Below are 21,940 nucleotides of genomic sequence, written 5' to 3'. Positions count from 1 at the left end.
TTTTATGTTGGTGAATCTGTGTGATTACAAACAGAGCGTAACGCTCATCGCCAATAGCGGTGTGCAATTTCTGGATTTTGGGCTGACACCACAGGAATCTGCGCACCACGGTCGTTTTGTTCGCAAAACGGCAAACGGTCCGCTACTGCGTCTGGATTTTGATCTGGCGTCGGGACGCTATACCCTGCCGGGTAATACCGGTGGCCAACCCGAAGTAGTGAAACCGGAAAGCACGCAGACGCTGCATTATTCTCTGGACGTACTTGACGGTGTCTGGTTGCCGCTGCCGTTCCTGCGTTTTAACCCGCCCCGCACATTTGTTGAAGGCCCGGATAACTGGGCGCGCGTCCAGGTGCGAAAACTCGCACAGCCGGACAGTGCCGGCAATACTCACCGTGTCACGGTGGCGCTGGACAGTCAGTTGACTGAAGCCCCGGCAGCATTGACGCCCAATGAGAACGATCTGCTGAATGGCACGCGATTTGCGCTGGCCTGGCACGATAATGAGATCGCAGATTTCCTCGACCAGACGTGGATTGATGGCTGGCTACGCGAGTCCTTTTTGCAGCACGTCACACAGCAAGAAAACCGTTCAGAGCAGGAGATCCAACAAGCTCTACGCAACTTTGAATACCAGGCGCACTGGCTGAATTTGTTGACCCTGTTAGGCGAACAACTTTCCGTCCCGGAAGTGAAGCTGGTGACCCATACGCTCAGCACGCCCGCGATTCCTGTCGATCTGATTCTGGATATTGGCAATACCCATACCTGCGGCGTGTTGATTGAAGATCATGGCGATGCCAATGACGGTTTGCGTCAGACGGCTGAATTGCAGGTGCGTTCATTAAGTGAACCACAGTTCCTCAACGATCCCCTGTTCACCAGCCGACTGGAGTTTTCCGAGGCGCGCTTTGGTAAGCAACATTTCTCCGTTGAGAGTGGCCGCGATGATGCCTTTATCTGGCCGTCGATTGTCCGCGTTGGGGATGAAGCCCGTAAGCTGGCGATGCAGCGTATGGGAACGGAAGGCAGTAGTGGGATCTCCAGCCCACGCCGGTATTTATGGGATGAAACCCCCGTTTTACACGACTGGCGCTTTAGCCAGATGAACAGTAAAACGCAGCGCGAGCCGCTGGCTACCGCCTTCCCGCTGATGAATCTGATGAACGATGACGGTCAGCCGCTGTTCAGCCTGCCGCAAGATGACCGGCTGCCGGTGTTCTCACCACAATACAGCCGCAGCACGCTGATGACGCATATGTTGTGTGAGATTCTGGCCCAGGCGCTGGGACAAATTAACAGCGTAGCGACACGGCTGCGTCTCGGGTTCCCTGCCTCTCCACGCCAGTTGCGCACGCTGATCCTCACTCTGCCGTCAGCCATGCCAAAACAGGAGCGAGAGATCTTCCGTCTGCGTATGTTTGAAGCCATTGCGCTGGTCTGGAAAGCAATGGGCTGGCACCCGCAGGACGAAGATTTCACCACCCGCAAACAGCAAGAAAAGAGCGTTGTTCCCGTACCTGAGATCCAGATGGAGTGGGATGAGGCCAGCTGCGGACAGTTGGTTTGGCTGTATAACGAAGCGATTTCACACTATGACGGGCACACAGAATCGTTCTTTAACGCCCTCGCCCGTCCGGACCGCCAGCCAGAACCCGGTGAAGTTAAAGGTCGTGCACTGCGCGTCGCCTCCATCGATATTGGCGGCGGCACGACGGATATGGCCGTGGTCCATTATCAACTGGATGACGGCGTTGGGGCGAATGTCAAAATCACCCCGCATCTGCTGTTTCGTGAAGGCTTCAAAGTCGCCGGGGACGACATGTTGTTGGATGTCATACAACGCTGCATACTGCCCGCCCTGCAAACCCGCTTACAACAAGCTGGCGTGACCGATGCCGCCGCGCTGCTGGCCACACTGTTTGGTGATTCCGGGAGAATCGATACTCAGGCTATTTTGCGACAACAAACCGCGTTGCAACTCTTTATGCCACTGGGTCATGCGGTGCTCAGTGCCTGGGAGCAAAGCGATATTAACGATCCCGTAGCGGGGTTGCACGCCACCTTTGGCGAACTGCTTTCTCAGCGCCCGACACGCAATGTGATGAACTATATCCAGCAGGCTATCGATCATGCTTTACCGTCTGGTTCACCGGCTTTTGATGTGCTGAGCGTTCCGTTGCAGGTACAGTTCAGGCAGTTGCAAGAAGCGCTGCTGGCAGGGCAATTTACCCTGACATCCCCTCTGCACGCCGTTTGCGAAGCGATTTCCCACTATCGTTGCGATATTTTGTTAGTCACTGGCAGACCTGCCTGTTTGCCGGGGGTTCAGGCGCTAATCCGCCATCTGCAACCCGTTCCGGTCAACCGCATGATCTGGATGGACAGCTATCGCGTACATGAGTGGTATCCGTTCAGCCAGCAAGGGCGTATCGGCAATCCAAAATCTACCGCTGCCGTTGGCGCGATGCTGTGTAGCCTGGCGCTGGATTTACGCCTGCCGCGCTTTAATTTTAAAGCTGCGGATATCGGCGCGTACTCGACGGTCCGCTACCTCGGCGTACTGGATAATACGGTCAATACGTTGCGCGATGAGAATATCTGGTATCACGACATTGATCTGGATAAACCTGGAGCAAAACTGGATACCCGTCTGCACTTCCCGCTGCGCGGCAACGTGACGCTGGGCTTTCGCCAGTTAGCAAACAGCCGCTGGCCAGCCACCCCGCTGTATACGCTGAGCATCAATTCCGCTGAGCTGGCAAAAACGATTGCCGGTGACGGCGTATTAAATGTACGGCTGCAACTGCGCGGCGGCAGCAAAGAGACTGGGCCGGAATTTTTCGTTCTCAGTGATGCCTGGCTACAGGATGGCACGCCCGTTGCCGCCAATGCCCTAACGTTAAAACTGAATACACTGGCAGATCGTCGCCATAGCGGCAGCCATTACTGGATTGATAGCGGGAGTGTGTACCTGAAATGAGTAAGATGTTTAACACAGCACAAGCCGCCATCGAATGGGTGAATGACACACGCCAGCGCGCAGCGCGTCTTGATGATGAAGCGGATTCCCTGCTCGCTCAGCTCACCATCGCCGCGGTTACTGAGTCTGCGCTGAATACGGCGTTTTCAGCGCGTGGCTGTGTGGGTCTGTACGGTCATTCACAGCCAGCAAAAGCACATCTGTTGTCCGCACTGTGCAGCAACACCAGTGGGAAATTGAATATTGCTACACCGGATCGCAGTTTTGATTATTTTTCGCATATCAATCCGGGCCATGCGCCGACCAATATGGCGATCCGCTTTACGCGTGAAGACAATCCCGTTGATAGCGAGTGGCCCCTGCGTCTGCGCCTACTGAGTGAAGCGGAACTGGTACAGCTGTTTATCACGCAGTTTTGCGCAATGCCTGACAGCCGCCAGGTTGAAAAATCGATTATTGAAGCCCGGTTAGAAAAATGGCAAACGCTGCGTCAACGTCATCCGGTTCAGGGCATCACGGCACATGACGTAGCCGCCATCGGCCGTTTCTGGCGCTCTTGTGTTCCTGCAAACCAGCAGCAAATTGATGATGCACTATGGCATCAATTTGCTACATTGCTGCCGGCGCTGGATCTAACCACCCGCGCTCACGCCTGGGCGCTGTTGTGGGGAGAACAACCAGAGTTAACGCAGCAATGGCTGGCATTAGCGCATACTTTGCAACAAACCGGACAGGCGCACGAGCTAGCCGCACCGCTGAGTTTGTTGGTCGATCATTTTGGCTTGCCCGCCGAAAGCTTCCTGACCCAGGTAGCATTAACCGGGAATGACGCGCAAAGCGATGTGGTGGTTCATCCTGTTGCAAACCATCAGTTGCTTAACGCGGTCAGTCTGTCGCTGGAATCGCTGGCGCTGCTGACGCGTGAACTGGTGCTGACTGTCGAAGACTCGGTGTTGGAAAACGTCGACCTGCTCGATATTCCCCTCGCACCGGATGCCCACCCCAACCCGCTGTGGCGGGCCAAATTAGGCTGGATGTTGGAACATTACCGCCAGCATCTGCAACCCGATGTCCTGCTGATCTGCAACGCAGTGTCTTCACGCTCGCAGACACCGGCCATCACGCGTAAGCTGATGAGCTGGGCCAACGATACCCAACCCGTACACGATGCGGCATTACCGGGGGTTGTGTGGGCCATTACGCCACAAGATGCTCGTTTTAGCACACAGCAAAACCTTGATGAGGCCGTGCAGCAATTAATGGGCAAGCCCGGGTTGCGCTGGGGAACATTGCAGGCACTGGATAAACACAGCCTGTTGCGCCTTGCTGAATGGCTGTCGCAAGCGACATCCGCTCAACAACGCCAGTCGCGATTAACGTCCCTGCATGAACAGCATCAACAGCGTGTTCGTGAGGCGCTGATGAGCTGGCTTAACGACAGCGAAAGCGTGCCAGACTCCAGCGAGACAGTGATCCGCCAGCTTCAGGCCCAGGCAGCAAAGCATGGTGAACTCCTGGAGGGGTTACTACCACCGATGCGCTGCTTTGAGTCGTTGCTGCGTATCCAGCAGCCACGTGAAGAACAAGTCAGTGGACTCTTTAATGAAGAGATTGACCTGTTTGCCGACGTCCGGGAACCGTCGCATGCATCCGAAAGCAAAGAGACCGGATACCAGGCGCACAAAATGTGGATCAACCATGTGCGTCAGTGGTGTCGTGATGACAATAATGCGCGCCGATTGCGGCTTGATCCGCGAACGCTTAGACAGGTAGCCGACATTCTTATCACTACCAGCTATCGACTGGAGATGCCTCAACGCCTTCAGCAGATTATGCAGCGAGAGAATGTCTGCGGGGCGCAGTTACACGCCGATATCGGTGATTTTATTACCTGGCTCGGCTACGCCAACGTTGCAGAGGATCAACGCCCTGCCAGCAGGATCCTCAAGGGTGCGGCTATTTTCAGTGCGCCAGTACAACAACCGATGTCGCGCCTGACTCAATTGGATGAGCAGCCGCAGCACGGTGCAAGCCGACACGTTTACGACTGGCTGGTTGCGTTGTACACCCGTGCGAATGAAAACGTGGGATACCAGCATCCCCTGGACGTAACCAAAGACGACAGACTGCGATTAGTCGCTCTGCTGGCCCCCTGAAACGGCATTGACAACGCCATCAGAAAAGTGAAAACAGGAGTGCGACGGGAAAACTCATCGGCCATGTCGCCCCGACTAATACCGCGCTCAGAAAGCGAATACGTTTTTTATCACGTGACAGAAACCAGGTGGTAATGGCCGCAATTGCAGCCATTACCGCATAAAAAAACAACATTTTTTGGTACAGAGACATTTAGGGCATCCAGGCCAGAAGAGAAAATCGCGCGCAATATGCTCTCTTTTATGACCCACATCAAGTTTTATTCATTTATTTAAGAAAACCGCCTAAATAACAGCCCACTTTCAATATGTTCAGATTTCGTACTATTGCGGATAGCTATAAGCCGTACTATACCCAAAGGGGTAAAAACGAAAGGTGGCAAAAATGAATGTTTCCAGTAAGACCGTGGTGCTGATAAATATATTTGCTGCTGTAGGACTTTTCAGCCTGATCTCCGTAAGGTTCGGCTGGTTTGCTTGATGTGACTCTTTTTGATGAATTGCAGCGCCTGCTGGCAGAGAGAAAATCTTCTCTCTGCCATTAGTAAACGATCTTCCCACTCCGTCACTGCCCGGTAAATTATCCTTAATATGTAACACCCCTAATCCTTCTGCGGCATTATTCCCCCGTGATAGCGGGTCGGTGTCGTACCTGTAAGCTGCCGAAAAAACACGATAAAAGCACTGTCGCTAACAAATTCCAGCTGTTGCGCCACCTGGCTGATTGAGTCACCCTCCGCCAACATCTCCATCGCTTTTAACAGCCTGAATTGCTGCCGCCAGGTCTGATAATTCATCCCTGTATCCCTGATAAAGATGCGGCTGATTGTCCGTTCGCAGGCACCGACCAGGCGGGACAACTGATTCAGTCGGGGCGGTAACGTCCCCATTCGAACCCCTTCCAGCCACAGATTCAGGCGGACATCAGAGGGAAACTGCAACGTCCAGTTTTCACGGCGTGCAGCCCTGATTTCCTCACAAAAAACAGTGATGAGGCTGGCCTGCTGCGTTTCTGTCATTTGCCAGGGCCAGAATGCCATCCGTTCTATGACTTCAAAAAAGAGCGGGTTCACTTCGACAACCTGTAGCGGCAATGCGGATAACGGCGGCAGAATGGTTGAAAAATATAATGACCGATAAGCCATCACCCCGCGCATGATGGCCCGGTGAACCGTACCCGCGGGGATCCAGACCGCACGGCGAGGCGGAAGCAGACACAGGGTATTTTCCAGTTCAATGGTGATACACCCCGCCGCCGAAAAGAGTAACTGATGGCGAAGATGACTGTGCCGGCCTGAATCATGTATGCCCATATCAGAGGCAATACCCACTACTGTTTCCTTAAAACCATCCGGGTCGAAGACATCATCAGGCGCAATTTTCATCATATGTCCGATATTTGATATATAAAGTCCTGATAATGGTAATAAGACATTTTCTATTCAGCAATAATCCCCCCAAGTTTTTTGCTTCTTGGATATTGCCATGAATATGACCCATCGACCGCCCTTGTGGCTTCTCACATTACTGATTATGTTTCCGCAACTGGTGGAAACCATTTACAGCCCGGCGTTGCCAAATATCGCCACGTTTTTTCAAATAAGCAGTGAACGTGCTGCTCAAACACTTTCCGTTTATTTTGTCGCCTTTGCCGTGGGGGTTGCGCTATGGGGCTGGCTTAGCGACTGCATTGGACGACGGTGGGCAATGGTAGCTGGACTTCTCTGTTACGGAGCGGGTTCCGTAATGGCGGTTATTGCCACTGATTTCAGCGTCTTGCTGCTGGCCCGTATGGTATCAGCCATTGGCGCGGCCGCCGGGTCTGTTGTGGTGCAGACTATGTTGAGGGACAGTTATGAATCAACAACACTGTCCCGCATTTTTTCCATTATGGGCGCAGCACTGGCAATCAGCCCGGTTTTTGGTCTGGTGAGCGGAGGTTGGTTAGTCAGTCTTTACGGCCATACGGGCGTTTTTACTGCGCTGGTATTGCTGGCGATACTGCTACTGATGTTAACCGCAGCCTTATTGCCGGAAACACGGCCGGAGACTACGCGCAGACCACAATTAACGGGACTGGTCTCCCGGATGGTGAGGGACAGTACACTGTGGAAAAATGCCATGCTGGTTGCTCTGTTGAATACTATGCTATTCAGCTACTACAGCCTGGCCCCGTTTCTTTTCGGACAGTTAGGATGGAGTTCCAGGGCATTTGGCTGGACGGGATCCTTGCTTGCCCTCGCGTCACTGTCAGGCAGCCTGCTGAATCGCAAGCTGTTAACGATCGGCTTGTCATCGGGATATCTGGTGCGCCATGCCTGTGCTTTAGCTCTGCTGTCTGGTCTCGCGGCATGGTGGCTACAGCATTCAGTCTGGATTCTGTTGCCAGTGGTTGGGGTTGTTGTTGCCTATGGCATCGCGATCCCCAATGTGTTGAGTCAGGCTCTGCATCACTATCGTGAACAGGCCGGGGCCGCAGGTGCTCTGTTCGGATTATGCTACTACCTGTTACTGGGAATGATGTTAGGGTTAGCGGGTATCGTGCAGCAACTGGGACTGGTTCTGACTATCTGTGCGTTCATCGCCTGGCTATGTAGCCTGTGCCGTCGTTAGAACAATCACCTAAATAATCAGGCCCCGAAATTGTGCCGGGGCCTGATGGTGTGCAAATTAGCCTGACCTCGCGGATATTTCCAACTTACCGCCGTCCGATGGCGACGAGGCCAGTGGCGCGAATAGTATAGACACACGTTTACCAATATTTAGCTATCCGTGCCCCATTTACCGCTCGCGCTTAAGATATTACTCATGCTTGATCATGACATGGCGAACAATCGTGTAATCTTCCAGCCCGTAAACCGACATATCCTTGCCATACCCAGACTGTTTTTGCCCGCCGTGGGGCATCTCGCTAACCAGCGTGAAGTGCGTATTGACCCAGGTGCAACCATACTGCAGGCGGGCACTCAGTCGGTGCGCGCGACCAACATCCCGCGTCCAGACTGACGAGGCCAGTCCATACTTCGAATCATTGGCCCACGCCAGGACCTGATCTTCATCTTCAAAGACGGTAACACTGACCACCGGGCCAAAGACCTCACGCTGCACGATAGCATCTTCCTGTTTCGCGCCCGCCAGCAACGTTGGCGCAAAATAGTAGCCTGAACCCTCCACTTTTTTGCCGCCGGTGATGACCTTAATGTGTCCGAGCGCTTTCGCGTCATCGACCGCTTTAGCTACCCTGTCAAGATGCGCCTGTGAGCTTAACGGTCCCAGTTCTGTCGTTTCATCATTCGGTGAGCCGATTTTCAGGCTGGCAACTGCAGCGCCGAGCTTTTCGACCAACGCATCATAGATGCCTTTTTGCGCGTAGATTCGACAGGCAGCAGTGCAATCCTGTCCGGCGTTGTAATACCCAAAGGTCCGTACACCACTGACCACCGCATCAAGGTCCGCATCATCAAAAATAATCACCGGGGCTTTCCCGCCCAGTTCCATATGCGTGCGTTTAATCGAAGGCGCAGTATGCTGGATAATATGTTCCCCGGTCACAATGGAGCCGGTCAGTGAAACCATACGTACTTTTTCATGGCCGGTCAGCGGATCGCCCACTGTTTTACCACGACCAAACAGGACGTTGATCACGCCAGCCGGGTAAATATCTTTCGCATATTCGGCCAGTTTAAGCGCCGTCAGCGGGGTAATTTCTGATGGTTTAATCACCACACAGTTACCGGCGGCCAGCGCTGGAGCCAGCTTCCATGCCGCCATCATCAGCGGGTAGTTCCACGGCGCGATGGAGGCCACCACACCCAGCGGATCGCGACGAATCATGGAGGTATGCCCTTCCAGATACTCCCCAGCGGCCTGTCCTTGCAGGGTGCGCGCAGCCCCCGCGAAGAAACGGAAAACGTCCACGATGGCCGGAATTTCATCATTAAGCACACAATGTAGTGGTTTACCGCAGTTAAGCGATTCCAGCTCAGCGAAGGTCTGTGCATTATCTGCAATGGTGTCCGCCAGCTTTAACAACAGCTCCGAACGCACTTTCGGCGTGGTTTGGCCCCAGGAGGCAAACGCATTGTCTGCCGCGCGCACTGCGGCATCAACCTGCGCGGCTGACGCCTCAGCAATCTCCAGAATAAGTTCACCAGTGGCAGGGTTATAAACTGGTTGCTTTTCACCTTCACCGCTGACCAGCTCACCGTTAATCAGTAATTGATGTTGCATAGCAATTTCCCATATCGTCGTTTATTTACCGTTTCCGGCGACGGTGTCGCCTTCACGCGTTAGCCACCAGGCCCCTAAAATTGGCAGTGTTGTTACCAGCATTACCAGCAATGCCACAACGTTGGTAACAGGCACATCTCGTGGGCGACCCAGTTGATTGAGCAGCCACAGCGGAAGTGTTCTTTCATGTCCGGCGGTGAACGTTGTCACGATGATTTCATCAAACGACAAGGCAAACGCCAGCATGCCCCCCGCCAGCAGTGCTGATGCCAGATTGGGCAGCACGACATAACGAAAGGTTTGCCAGCCGTTGGCGCCAAGATCCATAGACGCTTCAACCAGACTCCATGAGGTACGGCGAAAACGCGCCACGACGTTGTTAAAGACAACCACCACGCAAAACGTCGCATGACCCACCACGATCGTGAGAAAACCCGGTTCCAGGTTGATGGTCTTAAATGCCGTCAGCAGTGCCAGGCCGGTAATAATGCCCGGCAGCGCAATCGGCAACAGCAGCAACAGCGATATTGCGCTTTTACCGAAAAAGTCCCTGCGCCACAGCGCAGCCGCCGCCAGCGTACCCAGTACCAGAGCGATTGCTGTCGACAACGCGGCGATTTTAAGTGACAACGTCACTGACTCAAGAATATCGCTACGCTGCGCCGCCACGCTAAACCAACGCAATGTCAGTCCCTGAGGCGGAAAACTAAAAGCAGCCTCCTCTGTATTAAAAGCATAGGTGCCGATGATGAGGATGGGAAAGTGCAGAAAAAGAACCCCTCCCCATGCTGCCAGTTTGAGTAACCAGGGTGCGCGTTCAGAGTGCATCGAAAGCTCCCAGACGCTTCACGAACGCCAGATACAGTGCAATTAAAACAATGGGCACCAGAGTGAATGCCGCCGCCATTGGCATATTGCCGATGGCCCCTTGTTGCGAATACACCATGTTGCCGATGAAATATCCCGGCGGTCCCACCAGTTGCGGCACAATAAAGTCACCCAGCGTCAGTGAAAAAGTAAAGATCGAACCGGCGGCTATACCGGGTATTGCCAGCGGGAAAACCACATAGCGGAAGGTTTGACGAGGACGCGCGCCCAGATCGGCCGATGCCTGCAAAAGCGAGGGCGGAAGCCGTTCCAGAGCAGCCTGAACCGGCAGGATCATAAAGGGAAGCCAGATGTAGACAAAAACCAAAAAGCGCCCTAATCCCGATGTTGACAGCGTATTACCGCCGACAGCCGGCAAGGTGAGGAAAGCGGTCAACAGTGGCTCCAGCCCGAGATGGGTTAGAAACCACTGCGCCACGCCGTCTTTCGCTAACAGCAGCGTCCACGCATAGGCTTTGACGATATAGCTCGCCCACATCGGCAACATGACGGCAATGTAAAAAAAGGCTTTCATTTTGCCACTGGTATAGCGCGCCATATACCATGCCATCGGGAACGCCAGAATGGCGCTGGCAATCGTCACCGCCACCGCCATTGTCAACGTTCGCACAATGATGTCGTAATTAGCCGGATTAAACAGCGCCTGCAGATTCGCCAGCGTCAGGTCTGGCGTCACCGACATAGTGAAATCGTCGAAGGTGTAAAAACCTTGCCACAACAGCGTCAGCAACGATCCAAAGTAGACGATGCCAAACCACATCAGCGGCCCGAGCAGTAGCAAAAACAGCCCAAGCCCTGGATTACGCCAGAAGAACCCCGAGATACGGTTCAGCTTTGTCGACTGTGCTGGCGAATGTATGACGTTCATAGCCATTCACCTCTCCTCTACCAGCGGAACCATGACATCCCGTGACCACGATGCCATCACCTGCTGACCCGGCGACAGCGCCGACGGCAGCATTTCTCCCGTCAGGTTCGCCTGGCTCACCAGCAACTTTTCACCACCGACAAGTTTCAGTTCAAAACGCGTCGCCGCCCCCTGGTACTGCACCGCCTGAATGACACCCCGAGCCTGAACCTCGCCCGCCATATCATTTAACCGAATGTGTTCCGGGCGCAGCGAGAACATCCCCTGTAAGCCACAGACGTTTGCCGACATCGCTTCGTCAAAGACGTTTGACGTACCTACAAAACTCGCCACAAACGGCGTGCGCGGACGCATGTAGAGTTCTCGCGGTGAATCCACTTGCTCGATACGACCATTGTTAAATACCGCCACACGATCGGACATCGACAGCGCCTCACCCTGATCGTGGGTGACAAAAATAAAGGTGATACCGAGAGACTGCTGGAGTTTTTTCAGCTCCAGTTGCATCTGTTCGCGTAGCTTGAGATCCAACGCGCCAAGTGGCTCATCCAGCAGCAGGACGCGAGGCTCATTGACCAACGCACGGGCAATCGCTACACGCTGACGCTGTCCACCAGAGAGTTGTGATGGCTTGCGCTCATAGACAAAGCCGAGCGCAACCTTATCTAACGCTTCGCGTGCCCTGGCATGACGCTGCTTTTTATCAATGCCTTTCACCATCAGCCCATAAGCCACGTTGTCGAGAATCGACATATGCGGGAATAGTGCGTAATCCTGAAATACCGTATTGACGTCCCGTTCCCAGGGCGGTAATTCACTGGCTTGCTTACCAAAAATTTTAATTGAACCGCCCGAAAGCTGCTCAAACCCTGCAATCATGCGCAGACAGGTCGTTTTGCCGGAGCCGGATGGCCCCAGCATAGAGAAAAACTCACCATCATTAATTGCAATACTTACCCCATCAACTGCACGAACATCCCCGTACAGACGCGAGACATTATGAAACTCCACTGCGTACGTCATAAAACCCCCAGCGGAATTAGCGACCGCCCATAATGGCGATGTAATCCTGCGTCCAGCGACTGTAAGGAACGAATTTTCCACCTTCCGCGATTGGCGTTTTCCAGAAAGCAATTTTGTCGAAATAGCTATAGCCGTTGGTTTCACAGCCTTTTTCGCCCAGCAGCGGGCTGGCTTTACAACCATCAGGGACTACCGGCAGAGATCCAAACCAGGCTGCGACGTCGCCCTGAACTTTCGGGGTTAATGACCAGTTCATCCATTTGTAAGCACAAACAGGATGTTTTGCTTCGCTATGCAGCATGGTGGTGTCAGCCCAACCGGTGACGCCCTCTTTCGGGAAAACCGTGGCGATTGGCTGGCCTTCTGCTTTCAGGGCGTTAGCCTGATAAGGCCAGGCGCTTGATGCCACCACACCTTCGTTTTTGAAGTCACTCATTTGCACAGTGGTGTCATGCCAGTAGCGATGAATCAGTGCGTGCTGATCGCTCAGGACTTTGATGACCGCCTGATACTGTTTCTCGGTGAGCTGATAGGGATCGGTGATACCCAACTGCGGTTGAGTGGCTTTGACGAACAGCGCCGCATCGGCGATATAGATCGGGCCATCGTACGCCTGGACTCGTCCTTTATTGCTTTTTCCGTCCTCAAGTTTTTGCTCGACGAACACCACTTTCCAACTATCTGGCGGCGTTGGGAAGGTTTTGGTGTTATACATCAGCAAGTTGGGACCCCATTGATACGGAGTGCCGTAAACTTTCCCACCGACGTTAAACCATTCCCCTTTGACCACACGCGGATCGATAGTTTTCCAGTTTGGGATAAGCGCAGGATTTATAGGCTGGACACGTTTGCCCATAATCAGACGCAGTGAAGCATCACCAGAAGCCGTCACCAGGTCATAGCCGCCTTTCGCCATCAGGCTCACCATTTCGTCTGATGTGGCCGCTGTTTTAACATTGACGGCACAACCGGTTTCCTTCTCAAACTGCGAAACCCAGTCATATTGTTTATCGGTTTGTCCGCGTTCGATATAACCTGGCCAGGCAATAATATCCAGACGCCCTTCCGGTTTATCTAATGATGTTGGGGGTTCGGCTGCATGGGCTGTCATCAGCGTCATACTGAGTGCACACAAGCTACTGAGGGCAAATTGCTTGCTCATAACGTCTTACTCCTGTCGAAAAAATATTGAGCGGCAGCCTTGCCGTAAATATATGTCCTTTCCTAAAAATAGTCGGGGTGTTGAAAGCGTTCCTGCTGGCGCAAGGAAATTTAATCAGGTTGTGAGCTAACGCTCATTACGCCACGGGTTATAGCAAAGTAATTTAATCTTCTGGAGTATAGACAAGGAGTTAAGTGCCAGGGTGGCACCAGGAAGAACTATTGATATTTCGTATGGTGGCACCTGATATAAATAACATCAGGGTTTAACATTCACTATTTCTAAAATAAGAATGCGCTATTCTTTTATATTGAATAGCACATTCAGTTTTATTTCATCATCTCGCGAATTAATTTTCCAAGCTGTTTAACCGCCTGTTCTTCGCGTTCACCCCAGTGCCATGCGGTATTAAAACGAAAGAAACGTGACCATGTCCCCGAGGTTGAAAACATCTTACCTGGTGCGATGCTGATGTGGTGCGCCAGCGCCTGGGTGCTGAGTTCTCCCGCATCCAGCGGTTCTGGCAGTTCGAGCCACAGAAAATAGCCGCTGTCGTTATGGTGTATTTTGACCTCTGCCGGAAGATGACGCAGCAACGTTTGCCAGGCCTGCTGTTTGCGTTCCGCCAACTGACGACGCAGCCGTCGCAAATGCGCGTCATAACGCCGGGTCGACAGGTAGTCCACCAACGCAAGCTGCATTGGGGAACTGGTGGATAAGGTGCTCATCAACTGGAGTCGCTGAATACGACGGGCATGTTTCCCGGCAGCAACCCAACCGATGCGAAATCCGGGGACCAGACATTTCGAGAAAGATGAACAGTGCAACACCCTGTCTCCTCGATCCCACGCTTTAGCCGGCAGTGGTTTCTCCCGGCCAAAATAGAGTTCGCTGTAAACATCATCTTCAATCAGCATCACATTGTATTTTTCCAGTAATGCGACCAGATGGGCTTTTTTCCGTGCGCTAAGTGTAAAACCCAACGGATTTTGGCTGTTGGTCATCAGCCAGCAGGCTTTGACCGGGTACTCCTGTAGGGCCTGCTCCAGTGCGACAAGGTCGATTCCGTCCTTCACGTCGGTGGCAACGGACAACGCCTTCAGGCGCAATCGCTCCAGAGCCTGTAATGCGCCGTAAAAACACGGATTTTCGACAATCACCCAATCCCCCGGCTCAGTGACCGCCTGCAGGCTCAGGTTGAGGGCTTCCAGCGCGCCAGTGGTGATCACAATTTCATCCGGAGAAAGGGTCATTCCCTGTTGCGCATATCGACGGGCAATAGCATGACGCAGTTCATCATTTCCTGGCGGCAGGTTTTCGATAACACTCATGGCGGTAGCCGTTTTACTCACCTGAGCCAGCGAGCGATTAAGCTGCTGAAGCGGAAATAAGCGTGGATCGGGGAAAGCGGATGCAAACGGCATCACGGAAGCATCACGACTGGCCTGCAGCATGTCAAAGATGTAGGTGTTGATATCCACGGCCTCATCGCGCATGACCTGTACCTGCGGTACGGCGGCTTCGCGTTCGGGGCGCGCGGCAACATAATAGCCCGACTGCGGCCGGGCGATGATCCGCCCCTGACTTTCAAGCAGTTGGTAGGCATGCCCCACGGTCATAAAACTCATCCCGCTGCTTGCCACCTGCTCGCGCAAAGAGGGCAACCGATCGCCTGGTTGCCATACGCCAGACGCGATTTGATCGCGAATTTGCTCCGCCAGTCGCTGGTATTTCTTCATTTTTCGTCCTGATATTCGGCATCGGTGACAACCTCTGTATATATCAGTCTACATAAATAATGATTTTTTCAGAACTGTTATAGTTAACAGTTTTACAACATCGTTAGCGAAAGCTCTTTGCCTGAGGCCCGGGCAGCTATCTGTACAGCATCAATTTTCGGGGTGTGCTTTAAGGCGAATAAACAGGTGATGTTCACATAGTCATCAGCACCGTCAATCACCGCAGACCACGGGATAAACCCATTATCGTCGAAGTAAAATTCAAATGCGGGACCAGATTGCATATCAGATCGTGCGACCTATAACGGCAGCACAACTGTTATGGTTAAAAAGAACTGTTCTGTTTCTGCCCCACATTTCGCCAGGGGCTTAGAATTGCGCCAAATCAATTTTGCCTGCGGAGTTAAGCATGTTCGGTCTTGACGCGTTTCACCTGGCGAGGATCCAGTTCGCGTTTACGGTGTCCTTTCACATCATTTTTCCGGCCATTACTATCGGTCTTGCCAGCTATCTGGCGGTACTGGAAGGTCTCTGGTTGAAAACCAAAAATCCGACCTGGCGTTCGCTGTATCATTTCTGGTCGAAAATCTTCGCCGTAAACTTTGGTATGGGCGTAGTGTCCGGGCTGGTGATGGCTTATCAGTTCGGCACTAACTGGAGCGGTTTTTCTGAGTTTGCCGGGAGCATCACCGGGCCGCTGCTGACCTATGAAGTGTTAACCGCCTTCTTCCTCGAAGCAGGCTTCCTCGGCGTAATGCTGTTTGGCTGGAACCGTGTGGGGGCAGGCCTGCACTTCTTTGCAACTTGCATGGTTGCGCTGGGGACAATTATTTCTACCTTCTGGATACTGGCCTCCAACAGCTGGATGCAGACTCCACAGGGCTATGAAATCGTCAATGGACAGGTCGTTCCCGTCGACTGGTTCGCCGTTATTTTCAACCCTTCATTCCCATATCGTTTGTTGCATATGTCCGTTGCCGCTTTCCTGAGCAGTGCGCTGTTTGTCGCAGCATCAGGGGCATGGCATTTATTACGTGGGAATAACACTCCGGCTATTCGCGCCATGTTTTCGATGGCGCTGTGGATGACGCTGATCGTCGCCCCGCTGCAGGCATTGATTGGCGATATGCACGGGTTGAATACGCTGAAGCACCAGCCGGCAAAAATTGCCGCGATTGAAGGACACTGGGAAAATCCGCCCGGCGAACCGACTCCGTTGCTACTGTTCGGCTGGCCGGATATGGAGCAGGAGCGCACTCGCTATGGGCTGGAAATTCCGGCGCTGGGCAGTCTGATCCTGACCCATAGTCTGGATAAACAGGTCCCGGCCCTGAAAGAGTTTCCTAAAGAAGACAGGCCCAACTCCACCATGGTGTTCTGGTCGTTTCGCATTATGGCGGGGCTAGGCATGCTGATGATCCTGTTGGGTGCGTTTGCCCTGTGGCTACGTTATAAGCAGCGTTTATACACCTCGCGCGCTTTCTTGCGCTTTGCCTTGTGGATGGGCCCTTCCGGTCTGATTGCCATCCTCGCTGGCTGGGTGACCACTGAAGTTGGCCGTCAGCCGTGGGTGGTTTACGGTTTGCAACGCACAGCGGATGCGGTTTCCGCACATGGTGATTTGCATATGAGCATCAGCCTGCTGGCTTTCTTTGTGGTTTACAGCTCGGTCTTCGGTGTGGGTTATAGCTACATGATTCGCCTGATCCGTAAAGGACCACAGGAAGATGATCCGACCCTCCCGCCAGCTGGCACACCCGCACGGCCGCTTTCCGCTGCCGTCCTCGATTCTCAAGCTGAGGCACATCGCTAATGGGTATTGATTTATCAGTTATCTGGTTCGTTATTATCGTGTTCGCCACGCTGATGTATATCGTGATGGACGGCTTTGATCTCGGGATCGGTATTTTATTTCCCGCTATTCAGGACGCTGATGACCGCGACGTGATGGTCAACAGCGTCGCACCGGTATGGGATTGGAATGAAACCTGGCTGGTGCTGGGCGGTGCAGGATTGTTTGGCGCATTTCCTCTGGCCTATGCAGTCATTGTCGATGCACTGACGATCCCACTCACCCTGATGCTGATTGGCCTGATTTTTCGCGGCGTTGCCTTTGAGTTTCGCTTCAAGGCCACGCCGGCGCATCGACCATTCTGGGATAAAGCCTTTCTGGGCGGTTCAATTCTTGCCACGTTTACCCAGGGAGTGGTCGTGGGCGCGGTACTCAACGGATTTTCCGTCACTGGCCGCAGCTACAGCGGCGGTCCGTTTGACTGGTTAACGCCTTTCACGCTGTTTTGCGGGCTGGGACTGGTGGTGGCCTACGCCCTGCTGGGGGCAACATGGCTGGTGATGAAAAGCGAAAGCCCGCTACAGGATAAAATGCGCAGTGTGGCAAAAAAACTGCTGCTGGCGATGTTGGCTGTCATTGCCATTATCAGCCTGTGGACGCCGCTGGCGCACAGTGCCATTGCCGATCGTTGGTTTAGCCTGCCAAATCTGTGGTTCCTGATGCCGGTTCCGCTGCTGGTTGCGCTAATGAGCCTGTGGCTGTGGCGTTCTCTGGGCCAGCAGCATAGCCATGCCCCGCCATTTATATTGACGCTGGGTTTAATTTTTCTCGGTTTCAGCGGGTTGGGGATTAGTATCTGGCCACACATCATTCCACCGTCTATTACCCTTTGGCAGGCGGCGGCTCCGGCGCAAAGTCAGGGCTTTATGTTGGTGGGCGCACTGCTGATTATCCCGATAATCCTGGTGTACACCTTCTGGAGTTACTACGTTTTCCGCGGCAAAGTTCAACATGGTGAGGGGTATCATTGATGGAACAATCAATCTGGAAACGTCTGATGTGGTTGGTGATCCTGTGGGGGGGAAGCGTATTGGCTCTGGCCGCCGTCGGTATGTTCTTCCGCCTACTAATGACCGCAGCAGGCTTTAAGTCCTGATAAACATGATAAATGCCGGGAGGTGCCTGCACTTCCCGGCGAACTCACCGCCCTCACTTATTAAACAAACGCGCAATAGCTCGCGATTTTATGCAACGGACGATTGCCTTTACGGCGATTAAATTATTGAATAGTCACCCAACGAAATTATTGCCACATCCACAGCTAACGTGCCAGAGGGTGCATGATGTTTAAGAAAGGGTTAACGGTGTTATTGCTTGCCAGCGCGCTTTTCTCCGGCCAGCTTTTCGCTACTCATCAGGGACATGAATATCTTCAGGTACAGGATGCCGATCATTTGTTACGCCACACGGCAGACAGCGATGAGCTGCGAGTAACGGCGGAAGAATCCGCCGCCGATCTTCGCGAGCACCACCACTGGCAGAAATCACGCAAACCCGATATCCATATGAGTTAACCGTCAGCCTTTACGCTTCGGCAGCGTCTTCATCAGGTCTTCGGGGCTGACGGAAGCCACTACGCTGCCCGGCAATGGCATCTTCAGGATGTGATGTTTCATCTTGCCGATCACGTGCATTTCGCACGGTCGGCAATCAAATTTCAGCGTCAGCACTTCATCGCCATTTACCAATTGCATCGGCGTGGCTTTCCAGCTCTTGATATTCCCTTTCGCCTGTTTCGGACACAGATTGAATGCAAAACGCAGGCAGTGCTTGGTAATCATCACTGGAACATCGCCCTTTTCTTCATGCGCTTCATAGGCTGCATCAATCAACTGGACGCCATAACGGTGGTAAAACTCACGCGCTTTATGGTTATAGACGTTAGCCAGAAAACTCAGATGCGTCTGTGGATAGACCGGTGCCGGCTGGGCAACAGGTTTACGACTGCCACGCCGGTAGTTTTCCAGACGCGCGGCATCCAGCATGTCGATGGCTTCACGGCGCAACTGATTCAGTTGACCATTCGGTACAAACAGCGCGCCCGGCAGATTCACCTGAATATTGCGGGCGTAGTACATCGTCTGCCCAAGTTTTGCCAGTCCGTCCTGTAGGTTACTCAACGCTTTTTCCGCATTGTTCGCTTCCTCAAACTGACCATCCAGCGTATGGGTGATACTCACGCCGTCTTCACTGGTCAGTGTCAGGATCAACTCTTCCTGCCAGCCGCCCAATTCAATATCAACCGCGACACGGCGTTCGCTGGAGGTTTTGGTCAGCGCCTGTTGCCAGTTATGATCAAGGTTGCGATTCAGCGGATGGTTAGCACGAACTTTGTGCAGATCGGCAGGCATTTCATTCGGCCACACCCGATAACGATTGTGCCCGGTTTTTTCAACGGTATTAGCGCGAAATCCCACGACTTCACGCTTGATTAACACGTTCAGGCCATCCCCGTTTGCCAGCGGTTCCGTCACGTCGACATCAAGATAATCCTTCGCCACCTTCAGGACTTCACCCACTGGCAAGCCAATGAATTTAGGTGAGTCGAATGCACCAATGTCGCCTTTACGAGCATTTACAAAATAGTCAGTGCTACCGCGGTGGAAGGTTTTCTCCGTAGATGGCGTGAAGAAATGCTCAGTGCGACCTGCAGATGAACGAGCCAGATCGCCGCGTTCTTCGATGATGGCATCCAGCATCTGCCGGTAATGTGCAGTGATGTTTTTCACATAGCTCATGTCTTTGTAGCGCCCTTCAATTTTGAAGGAACGTACTCCGGCATCAATCAACGCACCGAGGTTGGCGGTCTGATCGTTATCTTTCATCGACAGCAGGTGTTTTTCATACGACACCACCCGGCCCTGATCGTCTTTCAGGGTATACGGTAGTCGGCAGGCTTGTGAACAGTCGCCGCGGTTAGCGCTGCGCCCGGTTTGCGCATGAGAGATATAGCACTGGCCTGAATAAGCAACGCATAACGCACCGTGGATGAAAAACTCGATCGTCGCGTCCGTCACCTGATGAATCGCGTGAATCTGCTCAAGACTCAGTTCGCGCGCCAGTACAATCTGCGTGAATCCGACATCAGAAAGAAACTTCGCCTTCTCGACGCTGCGAATATCACACTGGGTGCTGGCATGTAGTTCAATCGGTGGGATATCCAGTTCCAGAATCCCCATATCCTGCACAATCAGCGCATCAACGCCAGTCTGATACAAATCGGTAATTAACCGCTGAGCAGGTTCCAGCTCATCATCATGCAAAATCGTGTTCAACGTCACAAAGATTTTCGCCCCATATCGATGAGCGAATGGCACCAGTTCAGCGATGTCTTTCAGGCTGTTACTGGCGTTATGACGCGCGCCAAAACCCGGTCCGCCAATGTAAACGGCGTCAGCACCGTGCAAAATGGCTTCACGCGCAATGGCGGTATCCCGGGCCGGGCTTAACAATTCAAGGTGATGAGGTTGCTGGCGCATACAGTTGTTACCATCCACAAGCGGTAAAAATGGCGGCTATTGTAGTCAGAAGCGCGACATTTCGGAATAGTTTTCCCGATTAACCGCGTGGGTAATGGATCAGGGAATGAAAGTGAACCGTCTGTTCGCTGCTGTTACGGTAACTATGTGCAGTATCACCCGCAAAACGGACACCCTCACCCGATTTGATGGTTCGCCACTGTCCGTCAATGCACATATCCAGCAGGCCACTAATCACCACTACGTGCTCAATCACACCGGTTTCATGCGGTGTAGATTCACTCAACGCCCCCGGTGCCAGCAATATTGAAAAATGGTCAAAACAGAGTTGTGGGTCCCATGGAAACAGCGGTGTCACTACCATTGCCTGCTGTTGGGGATCAAAAGTCGCTGTGCCTTCTGACTCTGGTGGTGAAATAAACGTCGAAAACGGCACGTTCAGTCCGGTGGCAATTTTCCATAGCGTCGACACTGTTGGGCTGGATTCATTGCGTTCTATCTGCCCCAACATGGCTTTGGAGACACCCGTTTCTTCTGCCAGACGCGACAGACTCCATTCCCGCTGGTGACGTAATGTCCGGAGCGTGGTAGCCAGATAGTGGGTTAAATTGTCCATTGTCGCCTTCCTCTATCTCCTGTTTCTGTCCATCAGCTTATCACTTGTACGCTATAACGCACAGTGCTACAGTGAATGACCGTTATAACGCACGCGGAGTCGCTATGCGCACATTATTAATCCCTTTGCCCACCGTTTTATCGGGTTTTGTTGCCGTGCTGGTCGGCTATGCCAGTTCAGCAGCCATCATCTGGCAAGCGGCGGTTGCCGCAGGCGCAACGACCGGGCAGATTGCGGGCTGGATGACCGCACTGGGAATCGCGATGGGCGTGAGTACGCTGGCATTGTCAGTGTGGTATCGTGCTCCCATCCTGACCGCTTGGTCTACGCCCGGTGCTGCGCTGCTGGTTACGGGTCTGCAAGGCGTGACCATTCAGGATGCTATCGGCGTTTTTATTGTTGCTAACGCGCTGATAGTCCTGTGTGGTGTGACGGGGTTGTTTGCACGTCTGATGCAAATAATCCCACACTCACTGGCGTCGGCAATGCTGGCTGGGATCCTGCTGCGTTTTGGTTTGCAGGCATTTAATAGTCTTAATAATGAGCTTCTGCTGTGCGGCAGCATGCTGCTGGCGTGGCTGGTGTTAAAAGTTGTCGCGCCCAGGTACGCCGTCATTGCTGCCATGCTGGTGGGTACCGCCATCGCACTGCTAAAAGGTGACATTGTCACTTACAACATTAATTTATCTCCGGTGATGCCTGAATTCATCACCCCCCACTTTTCTCTTGCACACAGTATAAGCATCGCATTGCCGTTCTTCCTGGTTACCATGGCATCACAAAATGCTCCTGGCATTGCCACCATGAAAGCGTCAGGTTATTCCTTGCCCGTTTCACCGCTGATTGTCTTCACTGGTCTGTTAGCGCTGCTGTTTTCACCTTTTGGCGTTTACTCTATTTGTATTGCCGCCATAACCGCGGCAATTTGCCAAAGTCCCGAAGCA

The 21,940-nt window shown here is 53.1% G+C and carries 20 protein-coding genes; 9 read left to right on the top strand and 11 right to left on the bottom strand.

Annotated elements, in window-relative coordinates; genetic code table 11:
* The first annotated feature begins 4 nt into the window (after nucleotides 1-4).
* Complete coding sequence (locus tag FDX03_RS12655) at nucleotides 5-2,983, top strand: virulence factor SrfB (RefSeq protein ID WP_048212586.1); 2,979 nt, start codon at nucleotides 5-7, stop codon at nucleotides 2,981-2,983.
* Nucleotides 2,980-5,139 carry a virulence factor SrfC family protein gene (locus tag FDX03_RS12650; protein WP_048211608.1) on the top strand — a complete coding sequence of 720 codons (2,160 nt, stop codon included), beginning with the start codon at nucleotides 2,980-2,982 and terminating at the stop codon, nucleotides 5,137-5,139. Before FDX03_RS12655 ends, FDX03_RS12650 begins: the two co-directional genes overlap by 4 nt.
* 19 nt (nucleotides 5,140-5,158) lie before the next feature.
* Here the strand turns inward: FDX03_RS12650 and FDX03_RS12645 are convergent, their stop codons facing one another.
* Complete coding sequence (locus tag FDX03_RS12645) at nucleotides 5,159-5,332, bottom strand: GhoT/OrtT family toxin (RefSeq protein ID WP_075551376.1); 174 nt, start codon at nucleotides 5,330-5,332, stop codon at nucleotides 5,159-5,161.
* A gap of 192 nt (nucleotides 5,333-5,524) precedes the next feature.
* Between FDX03_RS12645 and yncL the strand changes: the two genes are divergently transcribed.
* Nucleotides 5,525-5,620: a stress response membrane protein YncL gene (gene yncL / locus FDX03_RS12640; RefSeq protein ID WP_071828932.1), complete on the top strand. Its 96-nt coding sequence runs from the start codon at nucleotides 5,525-5,527 to the stop codon at nucleotides 5,618-5,620.
* 121 nt (nucleotides 5,621-5,741) lie between these two features.
* Here the strand turns inward: yncL and FDX03_RS12635 are convergent, their stop codons facing one another.
* The gene (locus tag FDX03_RS12635) at nucleotides 5,742-6,524 is read right to left on the bottom strand and encodes a helix-turn-helix transcriptional regulator (protein WP_137346034.1); all 783 of its coding nucleotides are present in this window, start codon (nucleotides 6,522-6,524) and stop codon (nucleotides 5,742-5,744) included.
* Nucleotides 6,525-6,624: 100 nt separating this feature from the next.
* Here FDX03_RS12635 and FDX03_RS12630 point away from each other — a divergent pair, with 100 nt between their 5' ends.
* Nucleotides 6,625-7,752 (top strand): multidrug effflux MFS transporter, encoded by a 1,128-nt coding sequence (locus FDX03_RS12630; protein WP_137345999.1) that lies wholly within the window; start codon nucleotides 6,625-6,627, stop codon nucleotides 7,750-7,752.
* Between the two features lie 189 nt (nucleotides 7,753-7,941).
* On the opposite strand, the gene patD is transcribed toward FDX03_RS12630, so the two are convergent.
* The 7 genes from patD to FDX03_RS12595 form a co-directional block, all read right to left on the bottom strand.
* Complete coding sequence (patD, locus tag FDX03_RS12625) at nucleotides 7,942-9,369, bottom strand: aminobutyraldehyde dehydrogenase (RefSeq protein WP_137345998.1); 1,428 nt, start codon at nucleotides 9,367-9,369, stop codon at nucleotides 7,942-7,944.
* A 21-nt stretch (nucleotides 9,370-9,390) separates the two neighbouring features.
* Nucleotides 9,391-10,197 carry an ABC transporter permease gene (locus FDX03_RS12620; protein ID WP_005126751.1) on the bottom strand — a complete coding sequence of 269 codons (807 nt, stop codon included), beginning with the start codon at nucleotides 10,195-10,197 and terminating at the stop codon, nucleotides 9,391-9,393.
* Entirely contained in the window at nucleotides 10,187-11,131 is a 945-nt protein-coding gene (locus FDX03_RS12615) for an ABC transporter permease (RefSeq protein WP_101742159.1), read from the bottom strand. The genes FDX03_RS12620 and FDX03_RS12615 overlap by 11 nt, the downstream gene beginning before the upstream one ends.
* Nucleotides 11,132-12,148 (bottom strand): ABC transporter ATP-binding protein, encoded by a 1,017-nt coding sequence (locus tag FDX03_RS12610; protein ID WP_137345997.1) that lies wholly within the window; start codon nucleotides 12,146-12,148, stop codon nucleotides 11,132-11,134. It lies immediately after the preceding gene.
* A gap of 16 nt (nucleotides 12,149-12,164) precedes the next feature.
* On the bottom strand, nucleotides 12,165-13,310 hold the full coding sequence (ydcS, locus tag FDX03_RS12605; RefSeq protein WP_137345996.1) for a putative ABC transporter substrate-binding protein YdcS: 1,146 nt from the start codon (nucleotides 13,308-13,310) through the stop codon (nucleotides 12,165-12,167).
* A gap of 329 nt (nucleotides 13,311-13,639) precedes the next feature.
* Nucleotides 13,640-15,049, bottom strand: coding sequence for a PLP-dependent aminotransferase family protein (locus tag FDX03_RS12600; protein ID WP_061067941.1), 1,410 nt, complete (start codon nucleotides 15,047-15,049; stop codon nucleotides 13,640-13,642).
* Between the two features lie 92 nt (nucleotides 15,050-15,141).
* Entirely contained in the window at nucleotides 15,142-15,333 is a 192-nt protein-coding gene (locus FDX03_RS12595; protein ID WP_185963983.1) for a hypothetical protein, read from the bottom strand.
* 125 nt (nucleotides 15,334-15,458) lie between these two features.
* Here FDX03_RS12595 and FDX03_RS12590 point away from each other — a divergent pair, with 125 nt between their 5' ends.
* From FDX03_RS12590 to FDX03_RS12575, 4 genes are all read left to right on the top strand, one after another.
* Nucleotides 15,459-16,862, top strand: coding sequence for a cytochrome ubiquinol oxidase subunit I (locus FDX03_RS12590; RefSeq protein ID WP_115643373.1), 1,404 nt, complete (start codon nucleotides 15,459-15,461; stop codon nucleotides 16,860-16,862).
* Nucleotides 16,862-17,872 (top strand): cytochrome d ubiquinol oxidase subunit II, encoded by a 1,011-nt coding sequence (gene cydB / locus FDX03_RS12585; protein ID WP_137345995.1) that lies wholly within the window; start codon nucleotides 16,862-16,864, stop codon nucleotides 17,870-17,872. Before FDX03_RS12590 ends, cydB begins: the two co-directional genes overlap by 1 nt.
* Nucleotides 17,872-17,997, top strand: coding sequence for a DUF2474 domain-containing protein (locus tag FDX03_RS12580; RefSeq protein ID WP_124021191.1), 126 nt, complete (start codon nucleotides 17,872-17,874; stop codon nucleotides 17,995-17,997). The genes cydB and FDX03_RS12580 overlap by 1 nt, the downstream gene beginning before the upstream one ends.
* Nucleotides 17,998-18,184: 187 nt before the next feature.
* On the top strand, nucleotides 18,185-18,415 hold the full coding sequence (locus FDX03_RS12575) for a DUF2554 family protein (RefSeq protein ID WP_137346033.1): 231 nt from the start codon (nucleotides 18,185-18,187) through the stop codon (nucleotides 18,413-18,415).
* Nucleotides 18,416-18,418: 3 nt separating this feature from the next.
* Here FDX03_RS12575 and FDX03_RS12570 read toward each other — a convergent pair whose 3' ends face one another.
* Nucleotides 18,419-20,380, bottom strand: a complete 1,962-nt coding sequence (locus tag FDX03_RS12570) for a U32 family peptidase (RefSeq protein ID WP_061067943.1) — start codon at nucleotides 20,378-20,380, stop codon at nucleotides 18,419-18,421.
* A gap of 79 nt (nucleotides 20,381-20,459) precedes the next feature.
* The gene (locus tag FDX03_RS12565; RefSeq protein ID WP_137345994.1) at nucleotides 20,460-20,996 is read right to left on the bottom strand and encodes an XRE family transcriptional regulator; all 537 of its coding nucleotides are present in this window, start codon (nucleotides 20,994-20,996) and stop codon (nucleotides 20,460-20,462) included.
* A 104-nt stretch (nucleotides 20,997-21,100) separates the two neighbouring features.
* On the opposite strand from FDX03_RS12565, the gene FDX03_RS12560 reads away from it, so the two are divergent.
* The coding region (locus tag FDX03_RS12560) for a benzoate/H(+) symporter BenE family transporter (protein ID WP_249357050.1) at nucleotides 21,101-21,940 on the top strand (840 nt) is incomplete at its 3' end.

The organism is Citrobacter sp. wls827, from assembly GCF_005280875.1.
Lineage (GTDB): Bacteria > Pseudomonadota > Gammaproteobacteria > Enterobacterales > Enterobacteriaceae > Citrobacter > Citrobacter youngae.
This window is presented reverse-complemented; position numbering and strand designations above follow the sequence as displayed.

What these genes read in the sequence shown, in the direction of transcription:
- FDX03_RS12655 (WP_048212586.1), top strand. Translation starts at nt 5, where the DNA reads ATGTTGGTGAATCTGTGTGATTACAAACAGAGCGTAACGCTCATCGCC.
- FDX03_RS12650 (WP_048211608.1), top strand. Translation starts at nt 2,980, where the DNA reads ATGAGTAAGATGTTTAACACAGCACAAGCCGCCATCGAATGGGTGAAT.
- FDX03_RS12645 (WP_075551376.1), bottom strand. Translation starts at nt 5,332, where the DNA reads ATGTCTCTGTACCAAAAAATGTTGTTTTTTTATGCGGTAATGGCTGCA.
- yncL (WP_071828932.1), top strand. Translation starts at nt 5,525, where the DNA reads ATGAATGTTTCCAGTAAGACCGTGGTGCTGATAAATATATTTGCTGCT.
- FDX03_RS12635 (WP_137346034.1), bottom strand. Translation starts at nt 6,524, where the DNA reads ATGAAAATTGCGCCTGATGATGTCTTCGACCCGGATGGTTTTAAGGAA.
- FDX03_RS12630 (WP_137345999.1), top strand. Translation starts at nt 6,625, where the DNA reads ATGAATATGACCCATCGACCGCCCTTGTGGCTTCTCACATTACTGATT.
- patD (WP_137345998.1), bottom strand. Translation starts at nt 9,369, where the DNA reads ATGCAACATCAATTACTGATTAACGGTGAGCTGGTCAGCGGTGAAGGT.
- FDX03_RS12620 (WP_005126751.1), bottom strand. Translation starts at nt 10,197, where the DNA reads ATGCACTCTGAACGCGCACCCTGGTTACTCAAACTGGCAGCATGGGGA.
- FDX03_RS12615 (WP_101742159.1), bottom strand. Translation starts at nt 11,131, where the DNA reads ATGGCTATGAACGTCATACATTCGCCAGCACAGTCGACAAAGCTGAAC.
- FDX03_RS12610 (WP_137345997.1), bottom strand. Translation starts at nt 12,148, where the DNA reads ATGACGTACGCAGTGGAGTTTCATAATGTCTCGCGTCTGTACGGGGAT.
- ydcS (WP_137345996.1), bottom strand. Translation starts at nt 13,310, where the DNA reads ATGAGCAAGCAATTTGCCCTCAGTAGCTTGTGTGCACTCAGTATGACG.
- FDX03_RS12600 (WP_061067941.1), bottom strand. Translation starts at nt 15,049, where the DNA reads ATGAAGAAATACCAGCGACTGGCGGAGCAAATTCGCGATCAAATCGCG.
- FDX03_RS12595 (WP_185963983.1), bottom strand. Translation starts at nt 15,333, where the DNA reads ATGCAATCTGGTCCCGCATTTGAATTTTACTTCGACGATAATGGGTTT.
- FDX03_RS12590 (WP_115643373.1), top strand. Translation starts at nt 15,459, where the DNA reads ATGTTCGGTCTTGACGCGTTTCACCTGGCGAGGATCCAGTTCGCGTTT.
- cydB (WP_137345995.1), top strand. Translation starts at nt 16,862, where the DNA reads ATGGGTATTGATTTATCAGTTATCTGGTTCGTTATTATCGTGTTCGCC.
- FDX03_RS12580 (WP_124021191.1), top strand. Translation starts at nt 17,872, where the DNA reads ATGGAACAATCAATCTGGAAACGTCTGATGTGGTTGGTGATCCTGTGG.
- FDX03_RS12575 (WP_137346033.1), top strand. Translation starts at nt 18,185, where the DNA reads ATGTTTAAGAAAGGGTTAACGGTGTTATTGCTTGCCAGCGCGCTTTTC.
- FDX03_RS12570 (WP_061067943.1), bottom strand. Translation starts at nt 20,380, where the DNA reads ATGCGCCAGCAACCTCATCACCTTGAATTGTTAAGCCCGGCCCGGGAT.
- FDX03_RS12565 (WP_137345994.1), bottom strand. Translation starts at nt 20,996, where the DNA reads ATGGACAATTTAACCCACTATCTGGCTACCACGCTCCGGACATTACGT.